The 24,494-nt window shown below is 70.2% G+C and carries 21 protein-coding genes, 1 pseudogene and 1 riboswitch; of the genes and pseudogenes, 14 read left to right on the top strand and 8 right to left on the bottom strand.

Annotated features, from left to right (window positions below; translation table 11 throughout):
* Nucleotides 1-218 precede the first annotated feature (218 nt).
* The 6 genes and pseudogenes from SM418_RS23660 (at nt 219) to lysX (ending at nt 7,754) form a co-directional block, all read left to right on the top strand.
* Nucleotides 219-1,148, top strand: a complete 930-nt coding sequence (locus SM418_RS23660; protein ID WP_371943336.1) for a Rossmann-like and DUF2520 domain-containing protein — start codon at nt 219-221, stop codon at nt 1,146-1,148.
* Between the two features lie 246 nt (nt 1,149-1,394).
* Nucleotides 1,395-2,249 (top strand): pantoate--beta-alanine ligase, encoded by an 855-nt coding sequence (gene panC, locus SM418_RS23665; RefSeq protein ID WP_371943337.1) that lies wholly within the window; start codon nt 1,395-1,397, stop codon nt 2,247-2,249.
* On the top strand, nt 2,249-2,665 hold the full coding sequence (gene panD, locus SM418_RS23670; protein WP_371943338.1) for an aspartate 1-decarboxylase: 417 nt from the start codon (nt 2,249-2,251) through the stop codon (nt 2,663-2,665). Before panC ends, panD begins: the two co-directional genes overlap by 1 nt.
* A gap of 168 nt (nt 2,666-2,833) precedes the next feature.
* Nucleotides 2,834-5,417: pseudogene (locus SM418_RS23675) on the top strand (L-aspartate oxidase).
* A gap of 14 nt (nt 5,418-5,431) precedes the next feature.
* Complete coding sequence (locus SM418_RS23680) at nt 5,432-6,214, top strand: type III pantothenate kinase (RefSeq protein ID WP_371943339.1); 783 nt, start codon at nt 5,432-5,434, stop codon at nt 6,212-6,214.
* Between the two features lie 85 nt (nt 6,215-6,299).
* Nucleotides 6,300-7,754, top strand: coding sequence for a bifunctional lysylphosphatidylglycerol synthetase/lysine--tRNA ligase LysX (lysX, locus tag SM418_RS23685; RefSeq protein ID WP_371943470.1), 1,455 nt, complete (start codon nt 6,300-6,302; stop codon nt 7,752-7,754).
* Here lysX and SM418_RS23690 read toward each other — a convergent pair.
* Nucleotides 7,741-8,982 carry a cytochrome P450 gene (locus SM418_RS23690; protein ID WP_371943340.1) on the bottom strand — a complete coding sequence of 414 codons (1,242 nt, stop codon included), beginning with the start codon at nt 8,980-8,982 and terminating at the stop codon, nt 7,741-7,743. The genes lysX and SM418_RS23690 overlap by 14 nt on opposite strands.
* Nucleotides 8,983-9,036: 54 nt before the next feature.
* On the bottom strand, nt 9,037-10,137 hold the full coding sequence (locus tag SM418_RS23695; RefSeq protein WP_371943341.1) for a LacI family DNA-binding transcriptional regulator: 1,101 nt from the start codon (nt 10,135-10,137) through the stop codon (nt 9,037-9,039).
* 412 nt (nt 10,138-10,549) lie between these two features.
* Between SM418_RS23695 and SM418_RS23700 the strand changes: the two genes are divergently transcribed.
* Nucleotides 10,550-10,780, top strand: a complete 231-nt coding sequence (locus SM418_RS23700) for a transcriptional regulator (protein ID WP_021591725.1) — start codon at nt 10,550-10,552, stop codon at nt 10,778-10,780.
* A gap of 307 nt (nt 10,781-11,087) precedes the next feature.
* Here the strand turns inward: SM418_RS23700 and SM418_RS23705 are convergent, their stop codons facing one another.
* The gene (locus SM418_RS23705; protein WP_371943343.1) at nt 11,088-12,083 is read right to left on the bottom strand and encodes an NlpC/P60 family protein; all 996 of its coding nucleotides are present in this window, start codon (nt 12,081-12,083) and stop codon (nt 11,088-11,090) included.
* 3 nt (nt 12,084-12,086) lie between these two features.
* Nucleotides 12,087-12,293: riboswitch (cyclic di-AMP (ydaO/yuaA leader) on the bottom strand.
* Nucleotides 12,294-12,436: 143 nt separating this feature from the next.
* Between SM418_RS23705 and SM418_RS23710 the strand changes: the two genes are divergently transcribed.
* The 5 genes from SM418_RS23710 to SM418_RS23730 all read left to right on the top strand — a co-directional run bounded on the left by SM418_RS23710 (nt 12,437) and on the right by SM418_RS23730 (nt 18,993).
* On the top strand, nt 12,437-12,958 hold the full coding sequence (locus SM418_RS23710; protein ID WP_371943344.1) for an amino-acid N-acetyltransferase: 522 nt from the start codon (nt 12,437-12,439) through the stop codon (nt 12,956-12,958).
* Nucleotides 12,959-12,963: 5 nt separating this feature from the next.
* On the top strand, nt 12,964-13,770 hold the full coding sequence (locus SM418_RS23715; RefSeq protein WP_371943345.1) for an RDD family protein: 807 nt from the start codon (nt 12,964-12,966) through the stop codon (nt 13,768-13,770).
* A gap of 7 nt (nt 13,771-13,777) precedes the next feature.
* Entirely contained in the window at nt 13,778-14,374 is a 597-nt protein-coding gene (locus SM418_RS23720) for an RDD family protein (protein WP_371943346.1), read from the top strand.
* Nucleotides 14,375-15,568: 1,194 nt separating this feature from the next.
* Nucleotides 15,569-15,892, top strand: a complete 324-nt coding sequence (locus SM418_RS23725) for a histone-like nucleoid-structuring protein Lsr2 (RefSeq protein ID WP_371943347.1) — start codon at nt 15,569-15,571, stop codon at nt 15,890-15,892.
* 566 nt (nt 15,893-16,458) lie between these two features.
* On the top strand, nt 16,459-18,993 hold the full coding sequence (locus SM418_RS23730; RefSeq protein WP_371943348.1) for an ATP-dependent Clp protease ATP-binding subunit: 2,535 nt from the start codon (nt 16,459-16,461) through the stop codon (nt 18,991-18,993).
* 289 nt (nt 18,994-19,282) lie between these two features.
* On the opposite strand, the gene SM418_RS23735 is transcribed toward SM418_RS23730, so the two are convergent.
* Entirely contained in the window at nt 19,283-19,567 is a 285-nt protein-coding gene (locus SM418_RS23735; protein WP_371943471.1) for a MerR family transcriptional regulator, read from the bottom strand.
* A gap of 917 nt (nt 19,568-20,484) precedes the next feature.
* Here SM418_RS23735 and SM418_RS23740 point away from each other — a divergent pair.
* Both SM418_RS23740 and SM418_RS23745 read left to right on the top strand, forming a co-directional pair.
* The gene (locus SM418_RS23740; RefSeq protein ID WP_371943349.1) at nt 20,485-20,913 is read left to right on the top strand and encodes a DUF5994 family protein; all 429 of its coding nucleotides are present in this window, start codon (nt 20,485-20,487) and stop codon (nt 20,911-20,913) included.
* A 69-nt stretch (nt 20,914-20,982) separates the two neighbouring features.
* Nucleotides 20,983-21,378, top strand: coding sequence for an STAS domain-containing protein (locus SM418_RS23745; protein ID WP_371943350.1), 396 nt, complete (start codon nt 20,983-20,985; stop codon nt 21,376-21,378).
* A gap of 62 nt (nt 21,379-21,440) precedes the next feature.
* Here the strand turns inward: SM418_RS23745 and SM418_RS23750 are convergent, their stop codons facing one another.
* The 4 genes from SM418_RS23750 to SM418_RS23765 form a co-directional block, all read right to left on the bottom strand.
* Entirely contained in the window at nt 21,441-21,737 is a 297-nt protein-coding gene (locus SM418_RS23750; protein WP_371943351.1) for a hypothetical protein, read from the bottom strand.
* A 114-nt stretch (nt 21,738-21,851) separates the two neighbouring features.
* Entirely contained in the window at nt 21,852-22,841 is a 990-nt protein-coding gene (locus SM418_RS23755; RefSeq protein ID WP_371943472.1) for a YbgA family protein, read from the bottom strand.
* 8 nt (nt 22,842-22,849) lie between these two features.
* Nucleotides 22,850-23,347, bottom strand: a complete 498-nt coding sequence (locus tag SM418_RS23760; protein ID WP_371943352.1) for an RNA polymerase sigma factor — start codon at nt 23,345-23,347, stop codon at nt 22,850-22,852.
* A 117-nt stretch (nt 23,348-23,464) separates the two neighbouring features.
* A complete protein-coding gene (locus SM418_RS23765; protein WP_371943353.1) occupies nt 23,465-24,436 on the bottom strand; it encodes a MerR family transcriptional regulator in 972 nt (323 codons plus the stop codon).
* Nucleotides 24,437-24,494: the final 58 nt, after the last annotated feature.

Below are 24,494 nucleotides of genomic sequence, written 5' to 3' on the forward strand. Positions count from 1 at the left end.
CCGACCTCCGAGGCGGGTCCGTGCGACTCAGGTCGTCGCCATGCCCGCGCGGGCATGGCGCGGCGCGCCGCGAAGACGTCCGTCGCGGAGCCCCTCGCGCATGACTGAATGGGGAGCCGGGGTGGCGCTCGTCACCCACCGGACCACGTGACCGGATCCCATGGGTACTCTGGTTCGCGACCGTCCGGTACCTACATGTGAGGACTGGAACGAAACCGATGGACCCCTATGCCAAGCCCGCCTCCGGCGCGCCCGGAAACGGGCCGGATTCCCCGCAGGACAGGCCCGCCCGGCTCGCGGTCGGAGTCGTCGGCGCCGGCCGTGTCGGCACGGCGCTCGGCGCCGCGCTGGCCCGCGCGGGCCATCGCGTGGTCGCCGCGACCGCCGTGTCCGACCGGTCGCGGACGCGCGTCGAGGAACGCCTCCCGGGCGCGGACGTCGCGACACCGCAGGACGTGGTGGCGGCCGCCGACCTGGTGCTGCTGACCGTCCCGGACGACGAGCTGCCCGAGCTCGCGTCCGGCCTGGTCTCCGCGGGAGTCCCCGTCACCGGCAAGCTGATCATGCACACCAGCGGACGCTACGGGACCGCCGTCCTGGACCCGCTCACCCGCGCGGGCGCGCTGCCGCTGGCGCTGCACCCGGTGATGACGTTCACCGGACGTCCGGACGACGTGAACCGGCTCACCGGCATCTCGTTCGGCGTCACCTCGCCCGAGCCGCTGCGCCCGGTCGCCGAGGCGCTCGTCCTGGAGATGGGCGGCGAACCCGTCTGGATCACCGAAGAGGCCCGTCCGCTCTACCACGCCGCTCTCGCCGGCGGCGCGAACCACCTGGTCACGCTGGTCGTCGAGTCGATGGACCTGCTGGCCCGCGCGGGCGTGGCCGAACCCGGCCGGATGCTCGGCCCGCTCCTCGGCGCCGCCCTGGACAACGGCCTGCGACTCGGCCTCGACGGCCTCACCGGCCCGGTCGCCCGCGGTGACGCCGGCACGGTCTCCGACCACGTCGCCGAGCTGGCGAAGGTCTCCCCGGAGAGCCGCCGCGCCTACGTCGCGCTGGCCCGCCTCACCGCCGACCGCGCGCTCGCCGCCGGACTGCTCAAGCCCGAAGCCGCCGAACTCCTCCTGGAAGCCCTGGCCGATTGATCACATCCACCCCCGTCCCCGCCTCCGAGCGCCCGCACCCCCTGAGCCGCGGCGTCCGGACGTTCTGCGCGCGCCGTGTGTGCCGCCGGAGTCCACTGTCCGGCTTGATCGGGAAGCGGGCGGTTCGGGTTGGGCGTTCAGGAGGCGGAAGTCCGGACGCCTTGCGGCCGGGGCCCGCCGTTCGGTCGGGGGCCGCCGGGCGGGAGACAGGTTGCGGGGTCGGAGTCGGATGATGTGGGAGGTCGTGTGAAACCCGTCATTGTGCGGACGCGGGAGGAACTCGCCGAGGCGCGTGCTCGCGTCGAGGGCACGCTGGCGTTCGTCCCCACCATGGGCGCGCTTCACGAGGGGCACATGTCCCTGATGCGCCAGGCGCGCCGCAGCGCGGGCACGGTCGCCGTCAGCATCTTCGTCAACCCGCTCCAGTTCGGCCCCGGCGAGGACTTCGACCGGTACCCGCGGACGTTCGACGCCGATGTCGAGGCGTGCGCCGGCGCGGGCGTCGACCTGATCTTCGCGCCGACCCGGGACGTCATGTATCCGGACGAACCACAGGTCACGCTCAAGGCCGGCCCGATGGGCGAGGTCGTCGAGGGCGCGGCACGGCCCGGCCACTTCGACGGGATGCTCACCGTCGTGCTGAAGCTGCTCAATCTCGTCCGGCCCGACGTGGCGATCTTCGGGGAGAAGGACGCGCAGCAGCTCGCGATGATCCGCCGGATGGTCGCCGACCTGAACGTGCCCGTCCGCGTCGCCGGCGGCCCGACCGTCCGGGAGCCGGACGGGCTGGCCCTCTCCAGCCGCAACCGCTACCTGTCGCCGGCCGAGCGCGGCACAGCGCTCGCCCTGTCGCGTGCCCTCCGGGCCGGTGCGGACGCCGCCGCGGAAGGGCCGGACGCGGTGCTCGGCGCCGCCGGCGCCGTCCTCGACAAGGCCGCGGCAGCCGACCCGCCCCTCGTTCTCGACTACCTCGTGCTCGTGGACCCGGCGACGTTCGCCCCGGTCACCTCCGGCGGCCCGGCCGTCCTCGCCGTCGCGGGCCGCGTCGGCGCCACCCACCTCATCGACAACGTTCACCTCCAGCTCGGCAAGGAGCACTGATGTTCCGGACGATGTTCAAGTCCAAGATCCATCGCGCCACGGTGACCCAGGCCGACCTGCACTATGTCGGCTCGCTCACCATCGACCAGGACCTGATGGACGCCGCCGACCTGCTGCCCGGCGAGCAGGTCGCGATCGTGGACATCGACAACGGCGCGCGCCTGGAGACCTATCTGATCGCGGGCGAGCGCGGCTCCGGCGTCATCGGCATCAACGGCGCCGCGGCCCGCCTCGTCCAGCCCGGCGACCTGGTGATCATCATCAGCTACGCCCAGCTCGCCGACGCCGAGGCCCGCGAGTTCGTCCCGACCGTCGTGCACGTCGACCGCGACAACAAGATCATCTCTCTGGGCTCCGACCCGGCCGAGCCCGTCCCCGGCACCAGGACCACGCGGGGCGACCTGGTCCGGGACTGACCTGAAGCGGCGCCTCGGTCTGGGCGGCGGCGGCAGGGACGGCCGGGCCGCCCAGGTCGCGCGGGGCGGTGCGCCTGGGGGCGGCGCGCACTCCGGTGCCCGGGCGGACTGGTGGGTTGCCGGGAATGTGGGGGTCGGGCGTTCGGGCTCCCGGGGGTTAGGGTCATAATGACGAAAACCGATCCCGGAGGAGGGCTCGTGATCCCTTCCGTTCTCCCCGCCCCCGCGCCCGGCTGGACGGTCGAGGCCGACGTCGTCGTCATCGGCTCCGGCATCGCCGGACTGGTCGCCGCGCTGCGCTGCCGCCCGCACGGGCGGGTGCTGCTCGTCACCAAGGCCCTCCTGGACGCCGGGTCGACCCGCTGGGCCCAGGGCGGGATCGCCGCCGCGCTCGCCCCGGACGACACCCCCGAGGAGCACCTCGCCGACACCCTCGTCGCGGGGGTCGGGCTGTGCGACGAGGACGCCGTCCGGGCGCTCGTCACCGAAGGGCCGGACGCCGTCCGCGGGCTCATCGAGCTGGGCGCCACGTTCGACAGTGCCGAGGACGGCGGCATCGCGCTGACCCGCGAGGGCGGCCACCACCGGCGCCGCATCGCGCACGCGGGCGGGGACGCGACCGGCGCCGAGATCAGCCGCGCCCTCCGCGCCGAGCTGAAGGACTCCGGCGTCGAGGTCATCGAGCACGCGCTCGTCCTCGACCTGCTGAAGGACGCCGCCGGACGCGCCGCCGGGATCACCCTCCACGTCATGGGCGAGGGGCAGCCGGGCGGCGTCGGCGCCGTCCGCGCCCGCGCCGTCGTGCTCGCGACCGGCGGGCTCGGCCAGGTGTTCTCCGCCACGACGAACCCGGAGGTCTCGACCGGCGACGGCGTCGCGCTCGCGCTGCGCGCCGGGGCCGAGGTCACCGATCTGGAGTTCGTCCAGTTCCACCCGACCGTGCTGTGGCTCGGCGACGGCGCGACCGGGCAGCAGCCGCTGATCTCCGAGGCCGTCCGGGGCGAGGGCGCCCACCTGGTCGACCACGCCGGGGAACGGTTCATGGTCGGACGGCACGAACTCGCCGAACTCGCCCCGCGCGACGTGGTCACCAGGGGGATCACGAACCGGATGCGCGAGACCGGCGCGTCCTGCATGCTCCTGGACGGCCGCCACTTCGGCGCCGCGATGTGGGAGAACCGCTTCCCGACCATTCTGGCCGCGTGCAGGCACCACGGCATCGACCCGGTGACCGAGCCCATCCCGGTCGTCCCGGCGGCGCACTACGCCAGCGGCGGCGTCCGCACGGACCTGCACGGCCGCACCTCCGTCCCCGGCCTCTACGCCTGCGGCGAGGTCGCCTGCACCGGCGTCCACGGCGCGAACCGTCTGGCATCGAACTCCCTTCTGGAGGGCCTCGTCTTCGCCACTCGCATCGCCGCGGCCCTTCACGAGGACCTCTCCCGAACCCTTCCGGCAACTCACGAACCGCCCCCGGCCAACCCACCGGAGGGCGACGGGCCAGCGAGCGGAATGCCGGTGGGGTTGCTTGGAGCGGGGGCGCGAGGGGAGATTCAGCGGATCATGTCCTCCTGCGCGGGGGTGCTGCGAGGGGCGGACGGGCTGGAGCGTGCGGCGCGCCGGTTGGCGGGGCTCGGTGGCGGGGACGCGGAGCCGGGGGTGGAGGCTTGGGAGGTCGCCAACCTGCACACCGTCGCGTCCGCGATCGTGGCGGCGGCGCGGCGGCGGCAGGAGACGCGCGGGAGCCACTGGCGGGAGGACTTCCCCGAGCGGGCGGACGGCGCGTGGCGCGGCCACCTGGTGACGCGGCTGGCAGGTGACGTCCTGGTGACCACTTACGAACCTCTGGAAGGAAAGCGCTCATGACACCGGAACCTCTGGAAGGAAAGCGCTCATGACACCGGAACTCTCGCAGCGCCTGAGCGCCGCCGGGCTGGATCCGCGAACTGTGGAAAACCTCGTCCAGACGGCGCTGTCGGAGGACGGGGAGGTCGACGTCACCAGCATGCCGATCTTCGCGCCGGAGGACACCGCGGCAGGGGACCTCCGGGCGCGGGACGAGGGTGTCGTCGCCGGCATCCCGGTCGCCTGCCTCGTGTTCGACATGCTGGACGTCGCCTATGAGGCGAAGGTCGAGGACGGCGACCGCGTCGCCCCGGGCCAGGTCCTCATCTCGGTCAGCGGGCAGACCAGGGCCGTGCTGAGGGCCGAGCGGACGGCCCTGAACCTGCTCACCCACCTGTCCGGGATCGCGACGGCGACGCGGCGGTGGGCGGACGCCGTGGACGGCACGAAGGCAAGGATCCGTGACACCCGCAAGACCCTTCCCGGGCTGCGCGCCCTGCAGAAATACGCCGTCCACTGCGGCGGCGGGGTCAACCACAGGATGGGCCTGCACGACGCAGCTCTCATCAAGGACAACCACATCGCGGCGGCCGGAAGCGTCACCGAGGCTTACGAGGCGATCCGCGCCGTGTACCCGTCCCTGCACGTCCAGGTGGAGTGCGACACCCTTGCGCAAGTGGAGGAGGCCCTCGCGGTGGGCGCGACGAGCATCCTCCTCGATAACATGAGCGACGCCGAGATGGCCGAGGCGGTACGCCTTGTGGCGGGGCGGGCGGAGCTTGAGGCCAGTGGTGGGCTTACCCTGGACCGGGCCCGAGACGTCGCCGTGACCGGGGTGGACTACCTTGCCGTCGGCGCGCTGACGCATTCGGCGCACGTGTTCGACATCGGCCTTGACTTTTCCTGACCAGCGGGGACCTGATGCTGCTCACCATCGACGTCGGTAACACCCAGACCGTCCTCGGCCTGTTCGAGGGCGACGAGGTGATCGAGCACTGGAGGATCAACACCGATCCTCGGCGGACCGCCGACGAGATCGCGGTGGTCTTGCAGGGCCTCGTGCAGCAGAGCCCGCTGCTGGCGGAGACCGACATCAGCGGAATCGCTCTGTGCTCCACGGTCCCGTCCGTCCTGCACGAGATGCGGGAGATGTGCCGCCGCTACTACGGCGACGTGTCCGCGGTGATCGTGGAGCCGGGCGTCAAGACCGGCGTCCCGGTCCGCATGGACAACCCCAAGGAGGTCGGCGCCGACCGCATCGTGAACGCGCTCGCCGCCGTCCACACCCATGGCGGGCCCGCGATCGTGGTCGACTTCGGCACCGCGACCACGTTCGACGCAGTGTCCGCCAAGGGCGAGTACGTGGGCGGTGCGATCGCCCCCGGCATCGAGATCTCGATCGACGCGCTCTCGTCCCGCGGTGCGCAGCTCCACAAGATCGAGCTGGTCCGGCCGCGCAACGTGATCGCGAAGAACACCGTCGAGGCGCTGCAGTCCGGGATCATCTTCGGCTTCGCCGGGCAGGTGGACGGCATCGTCGAGCGCATGTCCGACGAGCTCGCCGCAGACCCGGAGGAGGTCAAGGTCATCGCCACCGGCGGCCTCGCCCCGCTCGTCCTGGAGGAGTCCCGCAGCATCGACGTGTTCGAGCCGTGGCTGACGCTCATCGGCCTCCGGCTCATCTACGAGCGCAACACCCCCTAGCGGCGGAAGCCGTTCGCGGCGCGTCCGGCGGGCTGGATAGCCTTGGGACGTGAGTGACGAGACCTTCGACGAGCTCCCGGAGCAGATGCGCGTGCGCCGGGAGAAGCTCGACCGGCTCCGCGAAAGCGGAATCGACCCCTACCCGGTGACCTTCCCGCGCACGGCGACGATCGCCGAGATCCGGGAGAAACACCCGGCCCTGGAGCCGGGCACCGAGACGGGCGAGAAGGTCGGCGTCACCGGTCGCGTCATGCTGGTCCGCAACACCGGCAAGCTGTGCTTCGCCACCATCCGGGACGGCGGCGGCGACCTCCAGGTCATGCTGTCCCTGGCCAAGGTGGGGGAGGAGCAGCTCGACTTCTGGAAGCGCGAGGTCGACCTCGGCGACCACATCGGCGTGGAGGGCGAGGTCATCACGTCCCGTCGCGGTGAGCTGTCCATCATGGCCGACCGGTTCGCCATCACGTCCAAGTGCCTGCGGCCCCTGCCGGAGAAGCACGCCGGCCTGACCGACCCGGAGGCGCGGGTCCGGCACCGGTACGTCGACCTCATCGTCAATGACGAAGCGCGGAAGATGGCGCGGATCCGTAGCGCGACCGTGCGCGCGGTGAGGGACTTCTGGCATGAGGAGGGCTATCTCGAAGTCGAGACCCCCATGCTGCAGCCCATCCATGGCGGGGCGGCGGCGCGTCCGTTCAAGACGCACATCAACGCCTATGGCATGGACCTCTACCTGCGCATCGCGATCGAGCTGTACCTGAAGCGGCTCGTCGTCGGCGGCATCGAGAAGGTCTTCGAGATCAACCGGAACTTCCGGAACGAGGGCGCCGACTCCACGCACAACCCCGAGTTCACGATGCTGGAGGCGTACGGCACGTACCTCGACTACAACGACATGGCCGACCTGACCCAGCGGATGTACCAGAAGGCGGTTGTGGCCGCACTGGGCACCACGGTGGTCGTCCATGACGGGGTGGAGATCGACCTCGGGTTGGCCCAGTGGCCGCGCATCACGCTGTACGGGTCGGTGTCGGAGGCGCTCGGCGAGGAGGTCACGCCCCACACGCCGATCGAGGACGTCCGTAAGCTCGCCGACGCCCGCGACCTCTCGTGGGACCCGAAGTGGGGGCAGGGCAGGCTCGTCCAGGACATCTTCGAGGAGCTGATCGAGCACACCCTCGTCCAGCCGACGTTCGTCATGGACTACCCGGTCGAGACGTCCCCGCTGACCCGACAGCACCGCGAGGAGCCCCTCCTCACCGAGAAGTGGGACCTCATCGGCTTCGGGACGGAACTCGGCACCGCCTACTCCGAGCTGGTCGACCCCGTCGAGCAGCGCCGCCGGCTGACGGAGCAGTCGCTGCTCGCGGCGGGCGGCGACCCGGAGGCCATGCAACTGGACGAGGACTTCCTGCGCGCCCTGGAGTACGCGATGCCGCCCACGGGCGGGATGGGCGCCGGCATCGACCGGATGATCATGGCGTTCACCGGCAAGGGCATCCGGGAGACGATCCTGTTCCCGCTGGTCAAGCCCGAATAGTGACCGGAAGGTCACGCAGGCCGCGCAGGACGAGGTTGTCCCGGTAGACGAGGCCGGTGTCGTCGGCGAGGGCCACGTCGCGTTCGAAGAGCTTCTTGAGCGCGACCTGGCCCTCCAGCCGGGCCAGCGGCGCGCCCAGGCAGAAGTGGATGCCGTGCCCGAACGACAGGTGTCGTGGCGTGTCATGCCCTTCGGAGTAGCGCGTGAGGTCGAGCCGGTCGGGGTCGTCGAAAACGGCCGGGTCACGGTTGGCGGCACCGGTCAGCAGTAGGACGAGCCTTCCGCGTTCGATGAGCGTCCCGTCCAGGTCGACGTCCTCCAAGGCGGCCCTAAGGGTGAGCTGGACGGGCGGGTCGTAACGGAGGAGTTCCTCCACGGCCGCTTGGACATTCCCAGGGCGCCTCCGGAAAAGCTCCAACTGCGCAGGATTGCGGAGTAGCGCCAGCGCGCCGTTCCCGATGAGGTTCACGGTCGTCTCATGGCCCGCCACGAGCAGCAGGACGCACGTTGCGAGGAGTTCCTCCTCCGAAAGGGCGTCACCGCCGTCGGAGACGCTCACGAGGGCGCTCAGAAGGTCTTCCCGGGGCAGGGCGCGACGCTCTGCGGCCAGTCCACGGAAGTACGCAGCGAACTCCTCACGAGCCCTTTCCCGCTGTGCGATCTCGGCCTCCGGCAGGAGGAAGTCGGGGTCGAGACCGCGCGCGAGGCTGTCGGACCAGCCCTTGAACAGGTCGCGGTCTCGCGAGGGGACGCCGAGCATCTCGCTGATCAGGATGACGGGGAGCGGATACGCCAGCGTCGCGATCAGATCGACCTCGCCGGACACCCCGTCCAGCAGCTCGTCGACCAGCGCCTCCACCCGGGGCCGCAGCCGCTCGACGAGCCTCGGGGTGAACGCCTTGCTCACCAGGCGGCGAAGCCGGGTGTGGTCGGGCGGGTCCATGGTCAGGAAGGACGGGTTCCGGGCCGGCGACTCGCGCCACAGCCCGCCACCTTCGGGACGGTGCCCGAACCGGGGATCGCGCAGCACCTGCTCGCAGAGGCCGTAGGACGTGGTCACGCGGAGGCCGACGTCCGTCTGATGTAGGCGTCTTTCACCGGACGCAAGGCGGCGGTAGTGCGCGTAAGGGTCGGCCCGGAAGGCCGGATCACCCGGATCGAACCCGAGGACCGCTGCGGCCCCGGCCTCCACGACCTGCCCGCTCCTGTCCTCCATGAGACCAGTCATCCGAAAATAAGACGAAATGTCAACAGAGCCGTCCGCCGCCGGTCCCGGCCGGCGTCAGGCGCTTTCGCGGATGACCAGTTCGGGGTGCTGGACGACCTGGCGGTGCTGGTGGGAGCTGCCCTCGGCCATTTCGGCCAGCGCCAGTTCGGCGCCCTCCCAGCCCAGCTCGCGGCGCGGCTGCCGGATCGTGGTCAGCGGGACGGCCGCGCTCGCGGCCAGTTCGATGTCGTCGTAGCCGATGACGGCGATGTCGTCCGGCACGCGGACGCCGAGCCGGGTCAGCTCGTTGATCAGGCCGATGGCCAGCAGGTCGTTGGCGCAGAACACTCCGTCGGGCCGCGGCGAGAGGGCCATGACCTCGTGGGCGGCGGCCTGGCCCTCGGTGGGGCTCAGTGCGTCCTGGACCAGCGTGCGCGGCTTGCTGAGACCCGCCTCGACGATCGTCCGGGCCGCGCCGTCGCGGCGGTCCACGCACGGCTGCGGTTCCGGGACGCCGGTCACGAAGACGATCCGCTCGCGGCCGATGCCGAGCAGGTGGGCGGCGGCGATCTCCCCGCCCGCGACGTGGTCGACCCGAGCCGAGCACGCCTCGGACGAGTCACGGTCGATCAGCACCACGCTCATGCCGGCGGCGCGCAGCCGGGACAGGCCACCCGGATCCCCGCCGACCGGGATGATCAGGACACCGGCGGCGCGCTGCTCCTCCAGGAGTTCGAGCGAACGGCGCTCCTTGGCGGACGACTGGTCGCTGGAGAGCCAGAGCGCGTCGTGGCCCGCCGCGTTGAAGGCCGCCTCGGCGCCGCGCGCGACATCGGAGGCGTACGGATTGGTGAGGTCCTCGGCGACGATGCCGAAGGCCCGGCGCGGCTGATCGCCGAACTCGCCCGCGGTGCGCTCGGGGCCCCGGCGGAGCCGGCGCGCGGTCTCGTTCCGCACGAATCCGAGCTCCTCGATCGCCGCGCGAACCCGGTCACGGGTAGCTTCGGCCACGAGGTCTGGCCGGTTTAGGACATTCGAAACGGTCCCAACTGAGACCCCAGCACGCCTCGCAACCTCACGGATACTGGTCTGTGGCAACTCGCTCCTCGTCCCGCCCCAGGAGTGTTCTCCCAGGTAGTGGAGTTTTACGCGGCATGGCGCCGACGGTGTGACCACGTACCGTCGTCAAACGGTCGCACACCGCATTTGGACAGCGCTTGACGGGCCGGATCCGGCCGCCTAGCGTTCCGAGCCGAAGCGTAGCTTGAAACGATTCACGATCTTGGTCCGCAGTGCGACCTGGCGAGTCCAACGAGAGGGGACGGGTGCGGATGGCTGGCGATCTCATCCCGGCTCCCTCGGACGACCAACGAGTGCATCGTCACCCGGAGTTCCCCCGAACGACCCCGCAATCGGCCAGGCGGCCACCTCCGGCCAAGCACGCGAGACAGAAAAGGAACCCGATGATCTAAGTCCGGAAGGCTCCGGACCCGGCAACCCAACGCGCGTACAGATCGAGGCCCAACCCGTGCCTGTGCAGCGGACGGCTGCATCCCCGCGGTCATCACCACGGACGAGGGAGGACGGAGTGGAAACAGCCACACTCGCACGTCGTGGCACCGACGATTTCGGGCTGAGCGAGGAGGAGATCCGGCTGCTCGCCCAGATCGCGAGCGGTGTCACCGCCGATGTGGCGGCACGCAAGCTGGAGTTGAGCGCACGGACCTTGCGGCGCCGGCTGCGGACGATCTGCGACCGGCTGGAGGTCAACACCCCTATCGAGGCCGTGGTGTGGGCGGCCCGGAGGCAGCTCATCTAGCCGGCTTCACCCCCCGACGCTCGCCAGGGGACGGGCGAGCGTCACCAAGAGATCCAGGCGGCGAGCTCATTCGAATTCCGTCCGACCCCGCAGCGGCGGCGTCGACGCTCTGACAGGTAGGTCCCTGCAGAAGGCGTCGCCGCGGACGGCGTTCGAGGACCACGCCGATGGATCGCTCGATCATGTGCGCTGCCCTGGCCGCGCGAGCCGTGCACACGCCGGTCACGCATACACCGGCAGGCAGCGCGCGAGCAGGACGGAGCCGGGCTCGGGCTCCGCTCGAGGTCTCGGCGAGCTTCGCGATCGGTCAGGCGACCCGGACGCCGCCGGCGAAGGGGCGTCCGCCCATGGGGGCGATCTTCACGACGTCGCCGGTGTGCGGGGCGTGCAGCATCTTGCCGTCGCCGACGTAGATCCCCATGTGGTGGAGGTCGGCGTAGAAGAACACGAGGTCGCCCGGCTGGAGTTCGCTGCGCGACACGTGCGTGCCCGCGTTCCACTGGCTGCCGGTGTAGTGCGGGAGGTTGATGCCGACCTGCGCGTAGGCCCACATCGTGAGGCCGGAGCAGTCGAACGCGCTCGGCCCGGCGGCGCCCCAGACATAGGGGCGTCCGATCTTGCCCATGGCGTAGCGCAGTGCCTGCGCGGCCTTGCCGGTGCCGATGACGGGGAGTTTGGCGAGTTGGGAAGGGTCCCTCTTGACGATCGTGTTGCGGACCTTCTCGTAGGTGTCGGTGACCTTCTTGCGCTGCGAGTCGAGCTGGGTCCGCAGTTGCTTGACCTGCTGGGCGCGCCCCTCGGCGGACTTGCGGGCGCGCTGGGCGGCCTGCATGGCCTGCATGAGCCCGAGGACCTTGGTGCTGTCCTGCTTGGCGAAGTAGTTGAGGGTCGCGGCCTGGTCGAGGACGGCCTGCGGGTCCTGGGAGGCGACGAACGAGACCGCGGGGTCGGAGCCGCCCTGCATGTAGCTGGTCGCGGCGAGGGTGCCGACCTTCTGCCGGATCGCCTGGAGCGCCTTCTCCTGCCGCTCGGCGTTCTCGGTGGCGACCTTGGCGGCGCGCTTGGACTGCGCGAGCTTCACCTTCAGGCCGTTGTACTGCTCGGTGAGCTGCTCCAGCTGATCGGCGAGCTTGAACGCCTGGGAGCGGAGCTCCTTGGTGGACGGCTCCGGGTCGGCGTGCGCGACGGCGATGGTGTGCGGTGTGATCGCGTGCGGCGCCGCCGTGAGGGCGACGAGCGCGCCGGCCACGGTGACCGCGCGGCCGCGAAATCGTGAAGGGGAAGCAGGCCGCGATGGCTCCACGAATTCTCCTCTCCTTGTCCGCCTACCGGGTTAGCTGACGGGTTGGGGCCGGAGCAGCCCCTCCGCGAGCGTCTGCGGGTCGGCCCGCGACGCTGCGGATTCACCCCTCACGGTTTCGGCCCGGGGGGCGATTCCCCCGAACGTTCCGAAAGTGGGTCCCCGGCTCCGCAGGACGCTGGTTACGGCCCGTGGACTCGGCGGTTCGGCCTCCGTTCTACGGGTGGCCGACATCAGCGATGGACACTAACGGAACCAGCAATGGATGCCAACCAGAACCCGCGAAGTCGCAGGTCGTGGGGCGGGGCGAACTGGGGGGCCGAGCCCGCCCCGGCGTTCGGTAATCTCGCCTGTTTGTGGAAGTCGTTATCCGTCGTGCCCGCACCGCCGACGTTCAGGAGATCCGCAGGCTGGTCGATCTGTACGCGGCGGCGGGGCGACGCCTGCTGAAGAAGTCCACGGTGAAGCTGTACGAGGACGTCCAGGAGTTCTGGGTCGCCGAGGAAGTCCAGCACGGGACGCCGGGCACCGTCATCGGCTGCGGAGCCCTGCACGTGATGTGGGAGGACCTCGCCGAGGTCCGTTCCGTCGCCGTGGACGAGGGGTACGGCGGGCGCGGCATCGGGCATCGCATCGTCGCCCGCCTCCTGGAGACCGCGCGGGAACTCGGCGTGCGGAGGGTGTTCTGCCTTACCTTCGAGGTGGACTTCTTCGCCCGCCACGGCTTCCAGCCGATCCTCGGGACTCCGGTGGCGCCAGAGGTGTACGAGGAGCTTCTCCGCTCTTACGACGAAGGCGTGGCAGAGTTCTTGGACCTCGACCGGGTCAAGCCGAATACGTTGGGCAACACCCGGATGTTGCTTCGCCTGGAGGACTGACCCAAATGAGCGATTCCCCCAACCGCGGGCGGCGCTACCAACCGCCGCAGGGCCAGGGTTCCCACGGCCCGCCACCCCCGTACCAAGGTTCCCAGTGGCAGCAACCCCAGCGGCAGCCGTCGCACCAGCAATGGCAGCAGCAGTGGCAGCAGCCTCAGCAGGACTGGGGGCAGACCCACGAGGCGACCTATGAGTCGTCCTACGACCAGTACGGCGGCTCCTACGGTCACTCCCACAGCGATGAGATGGAGTTGGCCCCGATCCACCGGCGCGCAGTAGCGCGGGTCATCGACAATGGGCTCGTCGCGGTCTTCGGCTTTGCGCTCATCCTTCCGGTGACGGTCGCCGCGTTCGGCCTCGGCGATACGGGCCCCAATGACGAGGACTCGGGCGGCATCTGGAACTGGCCCATCATCTTCACCCTGTTCTGTGTCATGTCGGTGCTGCCGTTCCTCTACGAGGCCGTCCAGCTGTCCATGTGGGGGCGGACGCTGGGCAAGCGCATCATGGGCCTGGGCATCGTGCAGGCGCGTCCTGCGGGTCAGCCGATGACCGCGACGCAGGCTGCCTGGCGTGCTGGGATCGTCCACGTGGGCTACCAGATCGGTGTCTTCTTCTTCCTCGTCCTAGCGGTGATGGTGTGGGAGTACGCCGCGTATGGGATGGCGCTCGTCTGGGTGGGCGGTCTGATGGCCTACCTGTGGGCCATCTGGGACCAGCCCCTCCATCAGGCTCTGCACGACCGCTTCGCCGGCACGCTCGTCATCGACGAGCGTGCCGGATACGACGAGTACACCGAGTACGCGGAGTAAGGCCGCGATGGCGGCTTCCCTCGCAGAACCGGGTCAGCGCCTGCTCGCGCGCGTGGCCGACACGCTCATCGTCGGTGTGCCCGTAATCGTCGTTGTCCGCGAACTGGTGTCCGGGCACATGGTGGACCTTGTCGCCCCGCCCGCCGTGGCCGGGTGCATGCTGCTGTACGAGGCGGTCCAGCTCGCCCTCTGGGGCCGAACCCTCGGCAAGCGCTTCGCGGGCATAGAGGTCGTCGCCGCCCAGCCGGAAGGACAGTCCGGCGGGGCGGCGACAGAAGCGGCGGACAGCCCGGCCATGGGCGGTGCCGGGGTCTTGCCTGTGTCCGTGCCCGGATTTGTGCCCGTGGCCGTGCCCGAGGAGGCCGTTCCGAAGGAGGCCGAGCCTGGCCGTCCTGTCGCCGGTGCGCGTCCCGGCGTTCTCCAGTCCGTTCTGCGTGCGGCGGTCTATTCGCTGCCGATCGCGGCGCGCCCGATTCCCGTCCTCGGTCTGCTGGCGAGCGTCTTCTGGGTCGCGAACGCCGGGCTCATGTTCGAGGGGACGCGCCGCCAGGCCGTCCATGACAGGCTCGCCGGGACGCTCGTGGTAAAACGCCCCCGCTCCTGATTCTCCGGCCCTCTGTGGCCCTCTGAGCGCGTTCGGGCGGCGCTCCCGACAGACTGATCCCCGCCCCTCGTCCCGCGATCCGACCGTCGCGGGACGAGGGGCCCCGGCCCTCTGCACGCCTTTGCGGGAGAGGGCCGGGTCTGTTTCGGACGCCCCCGTTCGGGGGCTAATCCCAGCTCGTTCCGGTTACGGCCCTGAATCGGCAGGGATGTGTCTCGTCCCGGACGCTGCCTCCGGATTGAAAGTTGCTTCCTCCGCCGTTGCCGTGCCGCCTGTGCGCCGCCCTGTGTTCCGCCTCGTGCCGCTTCAAGGGGCTGCTTCAAGGTGTCGCTTCATAGCTGTGGTGGACTTACTCTGGATGGGACGCGGTCTCACCCGGAACGGACTTTCCCGCCCCCATGCGCGAAGCCGCTGTGAGAGGACCACGTTCGCGCGGGCGAACGTGGACGGGATGTTGAAGAAGTGGAGACCAGCCGGTCGGATTGTGCCTCAATCTCCTGATTCAGCCGCCGAAGCGCGGGCGGCGGGCTTCAGTGGGATGGTGGAACGCGACTTCGTGGCCGGGTGTCCGCGGAACAGATTTTCGGCCCTGCCTCCTACTCCGTTATCTGTTCACATGTCCCGGTCAGCGCGATGATCTCCGCTTTCCGTTCCCCGGCGTCCCCGGGGCATACGCGCGCCCAAACGTGCTCGGGCGTCGTGCCGCGTCCCGGCAGGTTCCCGCCCTGCCGTGCCCTCAGGTCTCTCCCGGATTCCCCGCCGGCGGCCGGTTAGCGCCGTTACGTCAGGGGTTAATCGTGGCCGCGGTGCCGGAGTGCATCGCCTGTTAAGGTCCGGGCGGGAAAGTTCCCGCCCGGACCGGCTGCCGCGCCGAAAGCCGGGGCAACCGCAAACCCGAGCTCAATGCGTGAGCGCCCGCCCAGGTCAGGGCGGGTCCGCCGTGACACCCGTCACGCGAAAGCCCGGCCGCGCCCGCGCGGCCCGGAAATTCACCGCCGCCGGGCCGCCGCCGGGTCTCGCGCGTCCCTCGGATGTCCCCGGAAACGATGAGGTCGATTACGCCGGGTCACCGGCGGGATGGTGACTTCGTCCCGACTCCCGGTTGAACGCGAGTGCTGGAATTGTCATCCGCGGAGTTCTCGGTATATCTTTGTCAACCGATTGAAGTTTGCTCCAGCTGAAAGGTCTGTCCCCATGGCACAGAAGGTTCAGGTGCTTCTCGTCGACGACCTCGACGGTGGCGAGGCGGACGAGACCGTAGCGTTCTCGATCGACGGCGCCTCCTACGAGATCGACCTGAGTGGCACCAACGCAACGAAGCTGCGGGAATCGCTGCAGCCGTTCGTGGAGAAGTCCCGCAAGGCGGGCGCGGTGTCGCGCCGCCGTCGGCAGCGTGGCGCGTCCAGCCGCGAACGCAGTGCCGAGATCCGCGCCTGGGCCAAGAACAATGGCATCAAGGTCAATGAGCGCGGACGCATCCCGGCCCACGTGATCGAGCAGTACGAAGCGGCCAACTGAGCCGCTCCTCCACCGGCGGCCCGTCTCCCTTAACGAGACGGGCCGTTCGCCGTTCCACCCGTAGCCTTCGCCGTTCCACCCGTAGCCTTCCCCGTTCCGCCGGAGAACGCCGCCCGCACGGAAGGCCGTCCTCACGGGAGTACGCCGTCTCCGGGGAAACGGGACGTCCGGAGAACGCCCTCTCCCGGGCACGCCGTCCGGGCCGGCGCCGGACATGACCCACCGGGGAACCGCGCCAAAGACTGGAATGTCCGTTCGCTTGTGGCGTAGCGGCAATGGGGTTCGCCTCGGCCGAGGCGAGGTAGAGACGCCGGGCGGGCGGAACTCCGGCCCAAAAGGCACTCTCCTCCCGCGCCCCGCCGACCTGCGGAAAGCCCCCGTTCGCTTGAGGCGTAGCGGGAACATGACGCACCGATGCGGTAGTTGGATGAGACTGAACAGCGCTTAGCTGGGGAACGTCTTCTGGTGGGAGTGCACCGGGCGGCCTCCTCGGGGCGGGCTAGCATGCGGAAGGACAGTTCCGGACGTTCCGGACTCTGCCCAACCGCTCTGTGAGGAGCGACGAGATGTTCGAGAGGTTCACCGACCGCGCGCGGCGCGTTGTCGTCCTGGCTCAGGAGGAGGCCAGGATGCTCAACCACAACTACATCGGCACCGAGCACATCCTCCTCGGCCTGATCCACGAGGGCGAAGGTGTCGCTGCCAAGGCTCTGGAGAGCCTCGGGATCAGTCTTGAGGCGGTGCGCCAGCAGGTCGAGGAGATCATCGGCCAGGGTCAGCAGGCGCCGTCGGGCCACATCCCGTTCACTCCGCGTGCCAAGAAGGTCCTTGAGCTGTCGCTGCGTGAGGCGCTGCAGCTCGGCCACAACTACATCGGTACCGAGCACATCCTGCTCGGGCTGATCCGCGAGGGCGAGGGCGTCGCCGCCCAGGTGCTGGTGAAGCTCGGCGCCGACCTGAACCGGGTCCGCCAGCAGGTCATCCAGTTGCTGCACGGCTACCAGGGCAAGGAGCCGGCCGCCTCCGGCGGCCCCTCGGAGTCGGCTCCCTCCACCTCCCTTGTGCTCGACCAGTTCGGCCGCAACCTGACGCAGGCCGCGCGGGAGGGCAAGCTCGACCCGGTCATCGGCCGGGACAAGGAGATCGAGCGGGTCATGCAGGTGCTGTCCCGCCGTACCAAGAACAACCCCGTCCTCGTGGGCGAGCCCGGCGTCGGTAAAACGGCCGTCGTCGAGGGTCTCGCGCAGAAGATCGTCAAGGGCGAGGTGCCCGAGACGCTCAAGGACAAGCAGCTCTACACGCTCGACCTCGGCGCGCTGGTCGCCGGCTCCCGGTACCGCGGTGACTTCGAAGAGCGCCTGAAGAAGGTCCTCAAGGAGATCCGCACCCGCGGCGACATCATCCTGTTCATCGACGAGTTGCACACGCTCGTCGGCGCGGGTGCCGCCGAAGGCGCGATCGACGCCGCGTCCATCCTCAAGCCGATGCTGGCGCGGGGCGAGCTGCAGACCATCGGCGCCACCACGCTGGACGAGTACCGCAAGCACCTGGAGAAGGACGCCGCGCTCGAGCGCCGCTTCCAGCCGATCCAGGTCGCCGAGCCGTCCCTGTCGCACACGATCGAGATCCTCAAGGGCCTGCGGGACCGCTACGAGGCGCACCACCGCGTGTCGATCACCGACAGCGCGCTGGTCGCGGCCGCGCAGCTCGCCGACCGCTACATCAGCGACCGGTTCCTGCCCGACAAGGCGATCGACCTGATCGACGAGGCCGGCTCGCGGATGCGCATCCGCCGGATGACCGCGCCGCCGGACCTGCGCGAGTACGACGAGAAGATCGCCGACGTCCGGCGCGACAAGGAGTCCGCGATCGACGCGCAGGACTTCGAGAAGGCCGCGGCGCTGCGCGACTCGGAGAAGCAGCTGCTCGGCCAGAAGGCGCAGCGGGAGAAGGAGTGGAAGGCCGGCGACATGGACGTCGTCGCCGAGGTCACCGACGAGTTGATCGCCGAGGTCCTCGCCACCGCCACCGGCATCCCGGTCTTCAAGCTGACCGAGGAGGAGTCGACCCGCCTGCTGCGCATGGAGGACGAGCTCCACAAGCGCGTCATCGGCCAGGAGGACGCCATCAGGGCGCTCTCGCAGTCGATCCGGCGTACCCGCGCCGGCCTGAAGGACCCGAAGCGTCCCGGCGGCTCGTTCATCTTCGCCGGCCCGTCCGGTGTCGGTAAGACCGAGCTGTCCAAGACGCTCGCGGAGTTCCTGTTCGGCGATGAGGACGCGCTGATCCAGCTCGACATGTCCGAGTTCATGGAGAAGCACACCGTCTCGCGGCTGTTCGGCTCCCCGCCCGGCTACGTCGGGTACGAGGAGGGCGGCCAGCTGACGGAGAAGGTCCGCCGCAAGCCGTTCTCGGTCGTCCTGTTCGACGAGATCGAGAAGGCCCACCAGGACATCTTCAACTCGTTGCTGCAGATCCTGGAGGACGGCCGCCTCACCGACGCGCAGGGCCGCGTCGTGGACTTCAAGAACACCGTCATCATCATGACGACGAACCTGGGGTCCAAGGACATCTCCAAGGGCGTCTCGATGGGCTTCGCCCGGCAGAACGACGAGCAGGGCTCGTACGAGCGGATGAAGGCGAAGGTGTCGGAGGAGCTCAAGCAGCACTTCCGTCCCGAGTTCCTCAACCGCGTCGACGACACGGTGGTCTTCCACCAGCTCACCCCGAAGGAGATCATCCAGATCGTCGATCTGATGATCGCCAAGGTGGACGAGCGGCTCCGCGACCGCGACATGGGCATCGAGCTGCGGCAGGAGGCCAAGGACCTGCTCGCGCTCCGCGGCTACGACCCGGTTCTCGGCGCCCGGCCGCTGCGCCGCACGATCCAGCGGGAGATCGAGGACAACCTGTCCGAGAAGATCCTGTACAACGAGCTGAAGCCCGGCCAGATCGTGATCGTCGGCACCGAGGGCTTCGACCCCGAGAACAAGGACTCGGCGGAGAACGCCAAGTTCACGTTCAAGGGCGTGCCGAAGCCGTCCACGGTTCCCGACAGCCCGCCGCCCATCGAGGGCGCGGTCAACTTCAACAAGGACTGACGTCCTGCGCCAAGGGCCCGTGACCGGATCCGTCCGGCCACGGGCCCTTTGGCATGCCCGGGGTGCAGGCGGGCGGCGCGCAAACGCTCACCGGGCAGGTCGTCGGCGGTCACGGCCCGGTGAGCGCTCGGTCAAGATCGTAGAGGAGAGCGCGACGAGAGGGCAGGGGGCGGGCCCGTAAGGGGCGTCACGATGAGGCTCTCCTTCGGTGACGGCTCCCGGTGAGGTCGTGTCGGGGAATCGGCGCCGTCACGCCTGAACACATCACTGATGAGGGCCTGTGGCCCGCTTATCCCTGGTCCTGGGGCGGCTGCTGCGCGGCGCGGTTCTGCTGGAGCAGGGTGTTGATGCGCTGGGCTTCGGCGAGTTGGTCTTCCAGGATGATGATGCGGCATGCCGCCTCCAGCGCGGTTCCCTGGTCGACCAGGTCGCGGGCGCGTTGTGCCAGGCGCAGCTGGTAGCGGGAGTAGCGGCGGTGCCCGCCGGGCGAACGCTGCGGGACGATCAGCCGGGCGGCGCCCAGGCTGCGCAGGAACGCCGGGGTGACACCCAGCATCTCCGCGGCGCGGCCCATGCTGTAGGCCGGGTAATCCTCGTCGTCGAACTTGTCCTCGAGCCCGTCATGGTCATCCTGCGCGGCCGCTCGCGCGCGGTGCTGGTCTGCCTGTTCATCGGCCTTGGCCGGGTGGGGTCCTTTCACAAAACCTTCCGTACTGTCCTCGGCGGCGACGACGACAGGGGCCCCGGCGCCAGACTGCGGCGCCGGGGCCCAGAGGAACAACACCACCTACCGGCCCTGACGGGCCGGCCTTCCGCTTCGACCGCCCAGACAAGGGCGGACGCGCGGGGATCGCAGATGCGTGACCGTAGACCACCGTCCAATCTGTGGAACTGCGGTACCCGCGCGGCGTGACTGGAGCCTGCTGCGGGCGATCCTGATGGCGTCGAACCCTCCTTTCCTCGACATCACTACCTGTACTGCTTGTTTCCCTGGGTACTGCGTTTTCCTGTGTTCCGTCGCTCCCGGCGACCTGCCGGGAGCGACGCCTGCCGGCTGCCGGAGCCCCTTGCACTGCGTTGGCCCCGGCACGCCCGGCCACTTTCATCCATACCTTCCGGCAGTTCGTCCTCTGCCGCTTCTCATGGACTCGTCTCTCTTCGATGACAGGAACACTACCCGTCCCCACGCCGAAAATCTACCTCGATCACTACAGAGTTTCGTAGATCACATCGCCTGTTCTCTTCGTCCGCCGACCACGCTTCACCCCTGACGTGGACAGGCAGGCCGATCGCGCCACCGTGTCCTGCGGGAGACCTTCCGGGTATGGCGCTTCCGTTGGCGTAGTGTGGTGGTACCGAAGGCATTTCGTGCGCAGGCCGCCATGTCAGCGCCGTCCTCGGCGATGTACGACCCGGTTCCTTGACAGGACCGAGAATGGGGCCTTCGAGATGGCCCGCAACACTCAACTCGCGGAAGCTTCGAACGCGACCGTGTCGACCCTGCCCCCGCCGTCGTCGGGCTCGCGGTTGCGGCTGATGCCGAACGACGCCGGGCCCGGCGTCATGGACGGCGGCTGGTGGCCCCGGTCGCGTGACGCGGCCTCCGAACTCACCGAACTCGTGAACGCCCTGGTCGATCAGGTGGGCATGCCCACCCGCCTGACCATCGACTTCGATGACTGGGGTGACGTCCCGCTCCGCATCACCGTCCTGGGGCGGGAGCTCAGGGTGGGGTGGCTGCCCCACCTCGACCACATGGTCGCGATCTCCTGCGGCCGTGCGAAGCCGATCCTGCTTCTGGTCATACCGCCTGAGACGACCCGGTCGTCGGCGGAGGCGGCCCTGGCCGAAACGGTGGCCGTGACCGGCGTGTCGCCGGAGGAGATCCTGGCGTCCTGTGACATCCCCGCACGTCCCTGAGCCCGCACTTCCACCTGCCCCTGGCCGCCGCCCGGCCGGTACTGCGACATCCCGTGATCGGAGATCAGCATGACCGCCTTCCCGACCGCCGCGCCCGATGGTGATGGCGCGGATCAGACTCCCGCCGAGGTGTCGATGCCTGCCCGCCGGCGCCCCGGCCACACCATCGTCGCGCTACGCGGCAGCTTGGACACCGCCGCTGCGCCGGCGCTGCGCGAGCACCTGATCGGCGTGCTGCGGCACAGCGGCCGGCTGCTGATACTCGACCTCGGTGAGGTGTCGTTCTGCGACAGGGCTGGACTCGCCGTCCTGGTCGGCGCCCGGGACCGCGCCGCCGCGCTCGGCGTCACCGTTCGTCTGAACGCCCCCAACCGGCAGCTCGCCGATCTCCTCCACACCACCGGGCTGGACCGTGTGCTCATGGACCGGACGATTCCGGGTGTGGAAGCCGAACCTGCGGCATGACCGCCGGGCGCCGCCGGGCATGACGTCCAGAACCTGCCTGGTCCGGCGATGCCCTGGTTCGCCTACAGGGGCTCGCTGATCCACCGCCATCCGCCGTCCGCATACCGTGCGCTGATCAGCTGCGCACTCCCGGAGTCCGTGACCTCGGAGATCATCCGGATCAGCCGGCGGTGGAAGTCGGCGGGCGGGTGACCGCCACCCGACGATCCCTCCAGCAGGGTCACGCTGACCTTCGCCTCGTCGCGCAACTGGACGGTCAACCGGCCGGTCTTGTCCAGACGCAGGATCACGATCGCATCGGCACGGATCAGGTCACCGTCAGCAGCCGAGATCCACACTTCGGGCGCGGTCCCGCTCATGAGCCTCTCCTCCTCGGCCGGGTGCGCTGCCCCTCCACTCCAACGTAAGGCCTCCCGCCTCGTCAAAGCGGCCGCGACGGCGCAGGACACCCGGTGGCAGGTGTCCTGCGCTCATCAAAGGTGATGCCGGAGGAGCAGGTCGGGCGGGAACGGCTCCAGGTAGGTCTGCTGCGCGAGGTAGTCGAGGTGCTCGCCTTCGGCGTGGTGGCGCAGCAGGGCGACCGGGACGCTGAGCGGCGCTTCCCCGCACCTGTAGGACTCGATGGCGGCCACGATGTCGCGGCGCCGAGCCGGGTTGAGGTGCTCGCTCAGAGGGCCGAGGACGTGCAGCAGCGCGTTGGTGTCGCGGCCGCGTTTCGGACGGGTGGCCAGAGCCCGTCCGAACGTGCGGCGGTAGTCGGCTTCGAGTTCCTCGGGGTCACGGGCGCCCGCCTGGGCGACGATTCGGCCGAGTTCCCGGTAGGCGGACGGCTCGTGCGCGAGGACCTGCAGTTTGTGGCGGCTGTGGAAGGCGATGAGGTCGCGGGGCCGCCAGTCGCCGGCGAAGAACTCGCGGACCCGGGCGTGGGCGAAGACGCGTTCGACGAAGTGCTCGCGGAGGACGGGGTCGTTGAGCCGTCCGTCCTCTTCGGCGGGGAGGTCCGGGAGGGCGCCGGTGACGATGGCGGCGAAGAGGCCGCAGCCGCGGCGGTCCACCGGCTGCCCGTCGGTGCGTTCACCGGGAAGCCCGGACGCGTAGCGCGGCAGGTTCAGCAGCGCGCAGCTGGGCGACCGGGACTTGAACACGTAGCCGTCGACGCCGTCGATGGCGGGGATGCGGTCGTTCGCCAGTGCGGTCATGGCGTGGGTGTGGTCGGCGGTCCCGTCCTTGGTGACGATCCGTCCGTCGGTGCGCAGGCGCAGGGTGGGGCGGGGCGCGCCGAGTCCGATCTCCATCTCCGGGCAGATGGGAACCCAGTCGACGTGGTGTGCGAGGAGGCCGGTGAGGAACCGGTCGCGGCTGTGGCCGCCGTTGTGCCGGACGGGCGCGCCGAGCAGGCAGCTCGACACGGCGAGCCTGGGACGCGGATGGCCGGTGGGCGGAGCGGGGCCGGGCGGCGGCATGGGCGGGGTCACAGCAGCTCCCTCATCCGGCGCAGCCCCCGGCTGGTGCGCGCCTTCACGGTGCCGAGCGGGACGTTCAGCCGATCGGCGATCTCCCGCTGGGTCAGCTGCTCGAAGTGGGCCAGCACGATCGCCTGCCGCTGCGCGAGGGGCAGGACCGCGAGGGCCTCGCGGACGTCGCAGGCGGCGTCCACGGCGAGAGCCGCGTCGGGGATCGGGCCGGCCTCCTCAAGGGGGGCGGCCCGCCGGTAGTGGCGTGCTTCGGAGCGCAACCGGTCGATGGCACGCCTGCGGGCGATGGACAGGACCCACGGAGTGAGGCCGCGTGACGGGTCGAAGCGCCGGCGCGCCCGCCAGAGCTCCAGGAAGACGATCTGGACGACGTCGTCGACCGCGTGGCCGGGTACCAGTCTCGCCACGTGGTGACGGACGAGGGGACCGAGCGTCGCGTAGCACTCGGTCAGCGCCGTCTCGTCGCCTTGCGCGATCCGGTCTCCAAGGGTCATGTACACACCCGTCCCCCAGAGAAAACGCTTCAAAACTTGTTCATAGTTAAAGCCGTCGTGCGGGCAACAGGGGAGGCGCAGAACGGATGCGGCAGGGGCCCGGATCGCGGCCAGAGGTCAGGGACGTCCGTACATCGAGGTCAACTCGGCGACGGCTTCGTCCAGGCTCGCCACCGGGGTGACCGAGGCGGGCAGCCGGTCGCGCGCCCAGCCCGGACCTCCGACGACCAGGCGGTACGGCGGCCGGGACGCCGGGAGCGCGCCGAGCCGGGCGGGGGCGCCGGTCTCGGCGGTCTGGGACCAGACGAAGACCGCGTTCGGCCCGGTGCGCCGGATGGCGGCGGCCAGGGCCGGTTCGGGCACCCGCGCGCCCAGGAGGGTCGCCGCGATGCCGGCTTCGGCGAGGGCGGCGGCCAGCGCGTGCACCGGCAGGCTGTGCTGCTCCTCCGGCGCGCAGGCGAGCAGCACGGGTCGGGCGTTGCGCGGCCGGACGGGCGGCGGCACCTCGGCCAGCCGACCGAGCAGGACGGCGGACAGCAGGTGCTCGACGTCCACGCAGTCGCCGCTCGCCGCGTACCTGCGGCCGATTCCCTCCAGGACCGGGACGAACAGCTCGTTCCATGCTCGGACGACCCCGTCCCGGCCGAGCGCGGTCCGCACGGCGTCGCCCATCGCGGGGCCGTCCAGCGCCATCGCGGCGCGGGCCAGCCCTCTGACCTCGGCGCCCTCCGGTCCGCGCGTCGCCGCGCCGACCGGGACGCGGTTGCCGCCCGCGCCGTGCCCGCGCGGAAGGGGCGGTCCGCCGGGCGGCGCGTCCAGCGCGACCCGCGCCGCCTCACCCGGCGGAGCGCCGGAGAGGAGGAGCCGATGCATGACCTCCAGGCGCGCGATGTCGGCCGGGGTGTAGCGCCGGTGCGCGCCCGTGCTGCGGCGGGTGGGGCCGATGCCGTACCTGCGGTCCCAGGTGCGCAGGGTGGAGGCGGCCACGCCGAGACGTTGCGCCACCGCGCCCACGCTCAGCCCGGCCTCCCGGTCCGGTGGCCCGCCCATGTCCCTCCCGTCGATCGCGTACCCGAGCGTACGATTCACCTGGACTTCGCTGGAACCGCTCGCCCCGGTTGCATTTCGCGGCGCTTCGATACGCGCA

This window comes from Actinomadura chokoriensis (genome assembly GCF_041463665.1).
Taxonomy (GTDB): domain Bacteria; phylum Actinomycetota; class Actinomycetes; order Streptosporangiales; family Streptosporangiaceae; genus Spirillospora; species Spirillospora chokoriensis_A.

Excerpts from the sequence above, each read along its gene's own strand:
- SM418_RS23680 (WP_371943339.1), top strand. The coding sequence starts at position 5,432 with ATGCTGCTCACCATCGACGTCGGTAACACCCAGACCGTCCTCGGCCTG.
- SM418_RS23690 (WP_371943340.1), bottom strand. The coding sequence starts at position 8,982 with ATGACTGGTCTCATGGAGGACAGGAGCGGGCAGGTCGTGGAGGCCGGG.
- SM418_RS23745 (WP_371943350.1), top strand. The coding sequence starts at position 20,983 with ATGACCGCCTTCCCGACCGCCGCGCCCGATGGTGATGGCGCGGATCAG.
- SM418_RS23660 (WP_371943336.1), top strand. The coding sequence starts at position 219 with ATGGACCCCTATGCCAAGCCCGCCTCCGGCGCGCCCGGAAACGGGCCG.
- SM418_RS23755 (WP_371943472.1), bottom strand. The coding sequence starts at position 22,841 with ATGCCGCCGCCCGGCCCCGCTCCGCCCACCGGCCATCCGCGTCCCAGG.
- SM418_RS23750 (WP_371943351.1), bottom strand. The coding sequence starts at position 21,737 with ATGAGCGGGACCGCGCCCGAAGTGTGGATCTCGGCTGCTGACGGTGAC.
- SM418_RS23735 (WP_371943471.1), bottom strand. The coding sequence starts at position 19,567 with ATGGGCCGCGCCGCGGAGATGCTGGGTGTCACCCCGGCGTTCCTGCGC.
- panD (WP_371943338.1), top strand. The coding sequence starts at position 2,249 with ATGTTCCGGACGATGTTCAAGTCCAAGATCCATCGCGCCACGGTGACC.
- SM418_RS23720 (WP_371943346.1), top strand. The coding sequence starts at position 13,778 with ATGGCGGCTTCCCTCGCAGAACCGGGTCAGCGCCTGCTCGCGCGCGTG.
- SM418_RS23715 (WP_371943345.1), top strand. The coding sequence starts at position 12,964 with ATGAGCGATTCCCCCAACCGCGGGCGGCGCTACCAACCGCCGCAGGGC.
- SM418_RS23730 (WP_371943348.1), top strand. The coding sequence starts at position 16,459 with ATGTTCGAGAGGTTCACCGACCGCGCGCGGCGCGTTGTCGTCCTGGCT.
- lysX (WP_371943470.1), top strand. The coding sequence starts at position 6,300 with ATGCGCGTGCGCCGGGAGAAGCTCGACCGGCTCCGCGAAAGCGGAATC.
- SM418_RS23725 (WP_371943347.1), top strand. The coding sequence starts at position 15,569 with ATGGCACAGAAGGTTCAGGTGCTTCTCGTCGACGACCTCGACGGTGGC.
- SM418_RS23760 (WP_371943352.1), bottom strand. The coding sequence starts at position 23,347 with ATGACCCTTGGAGACCGGATCGCGCAAGGCGACGAGACGGCGCTGACC.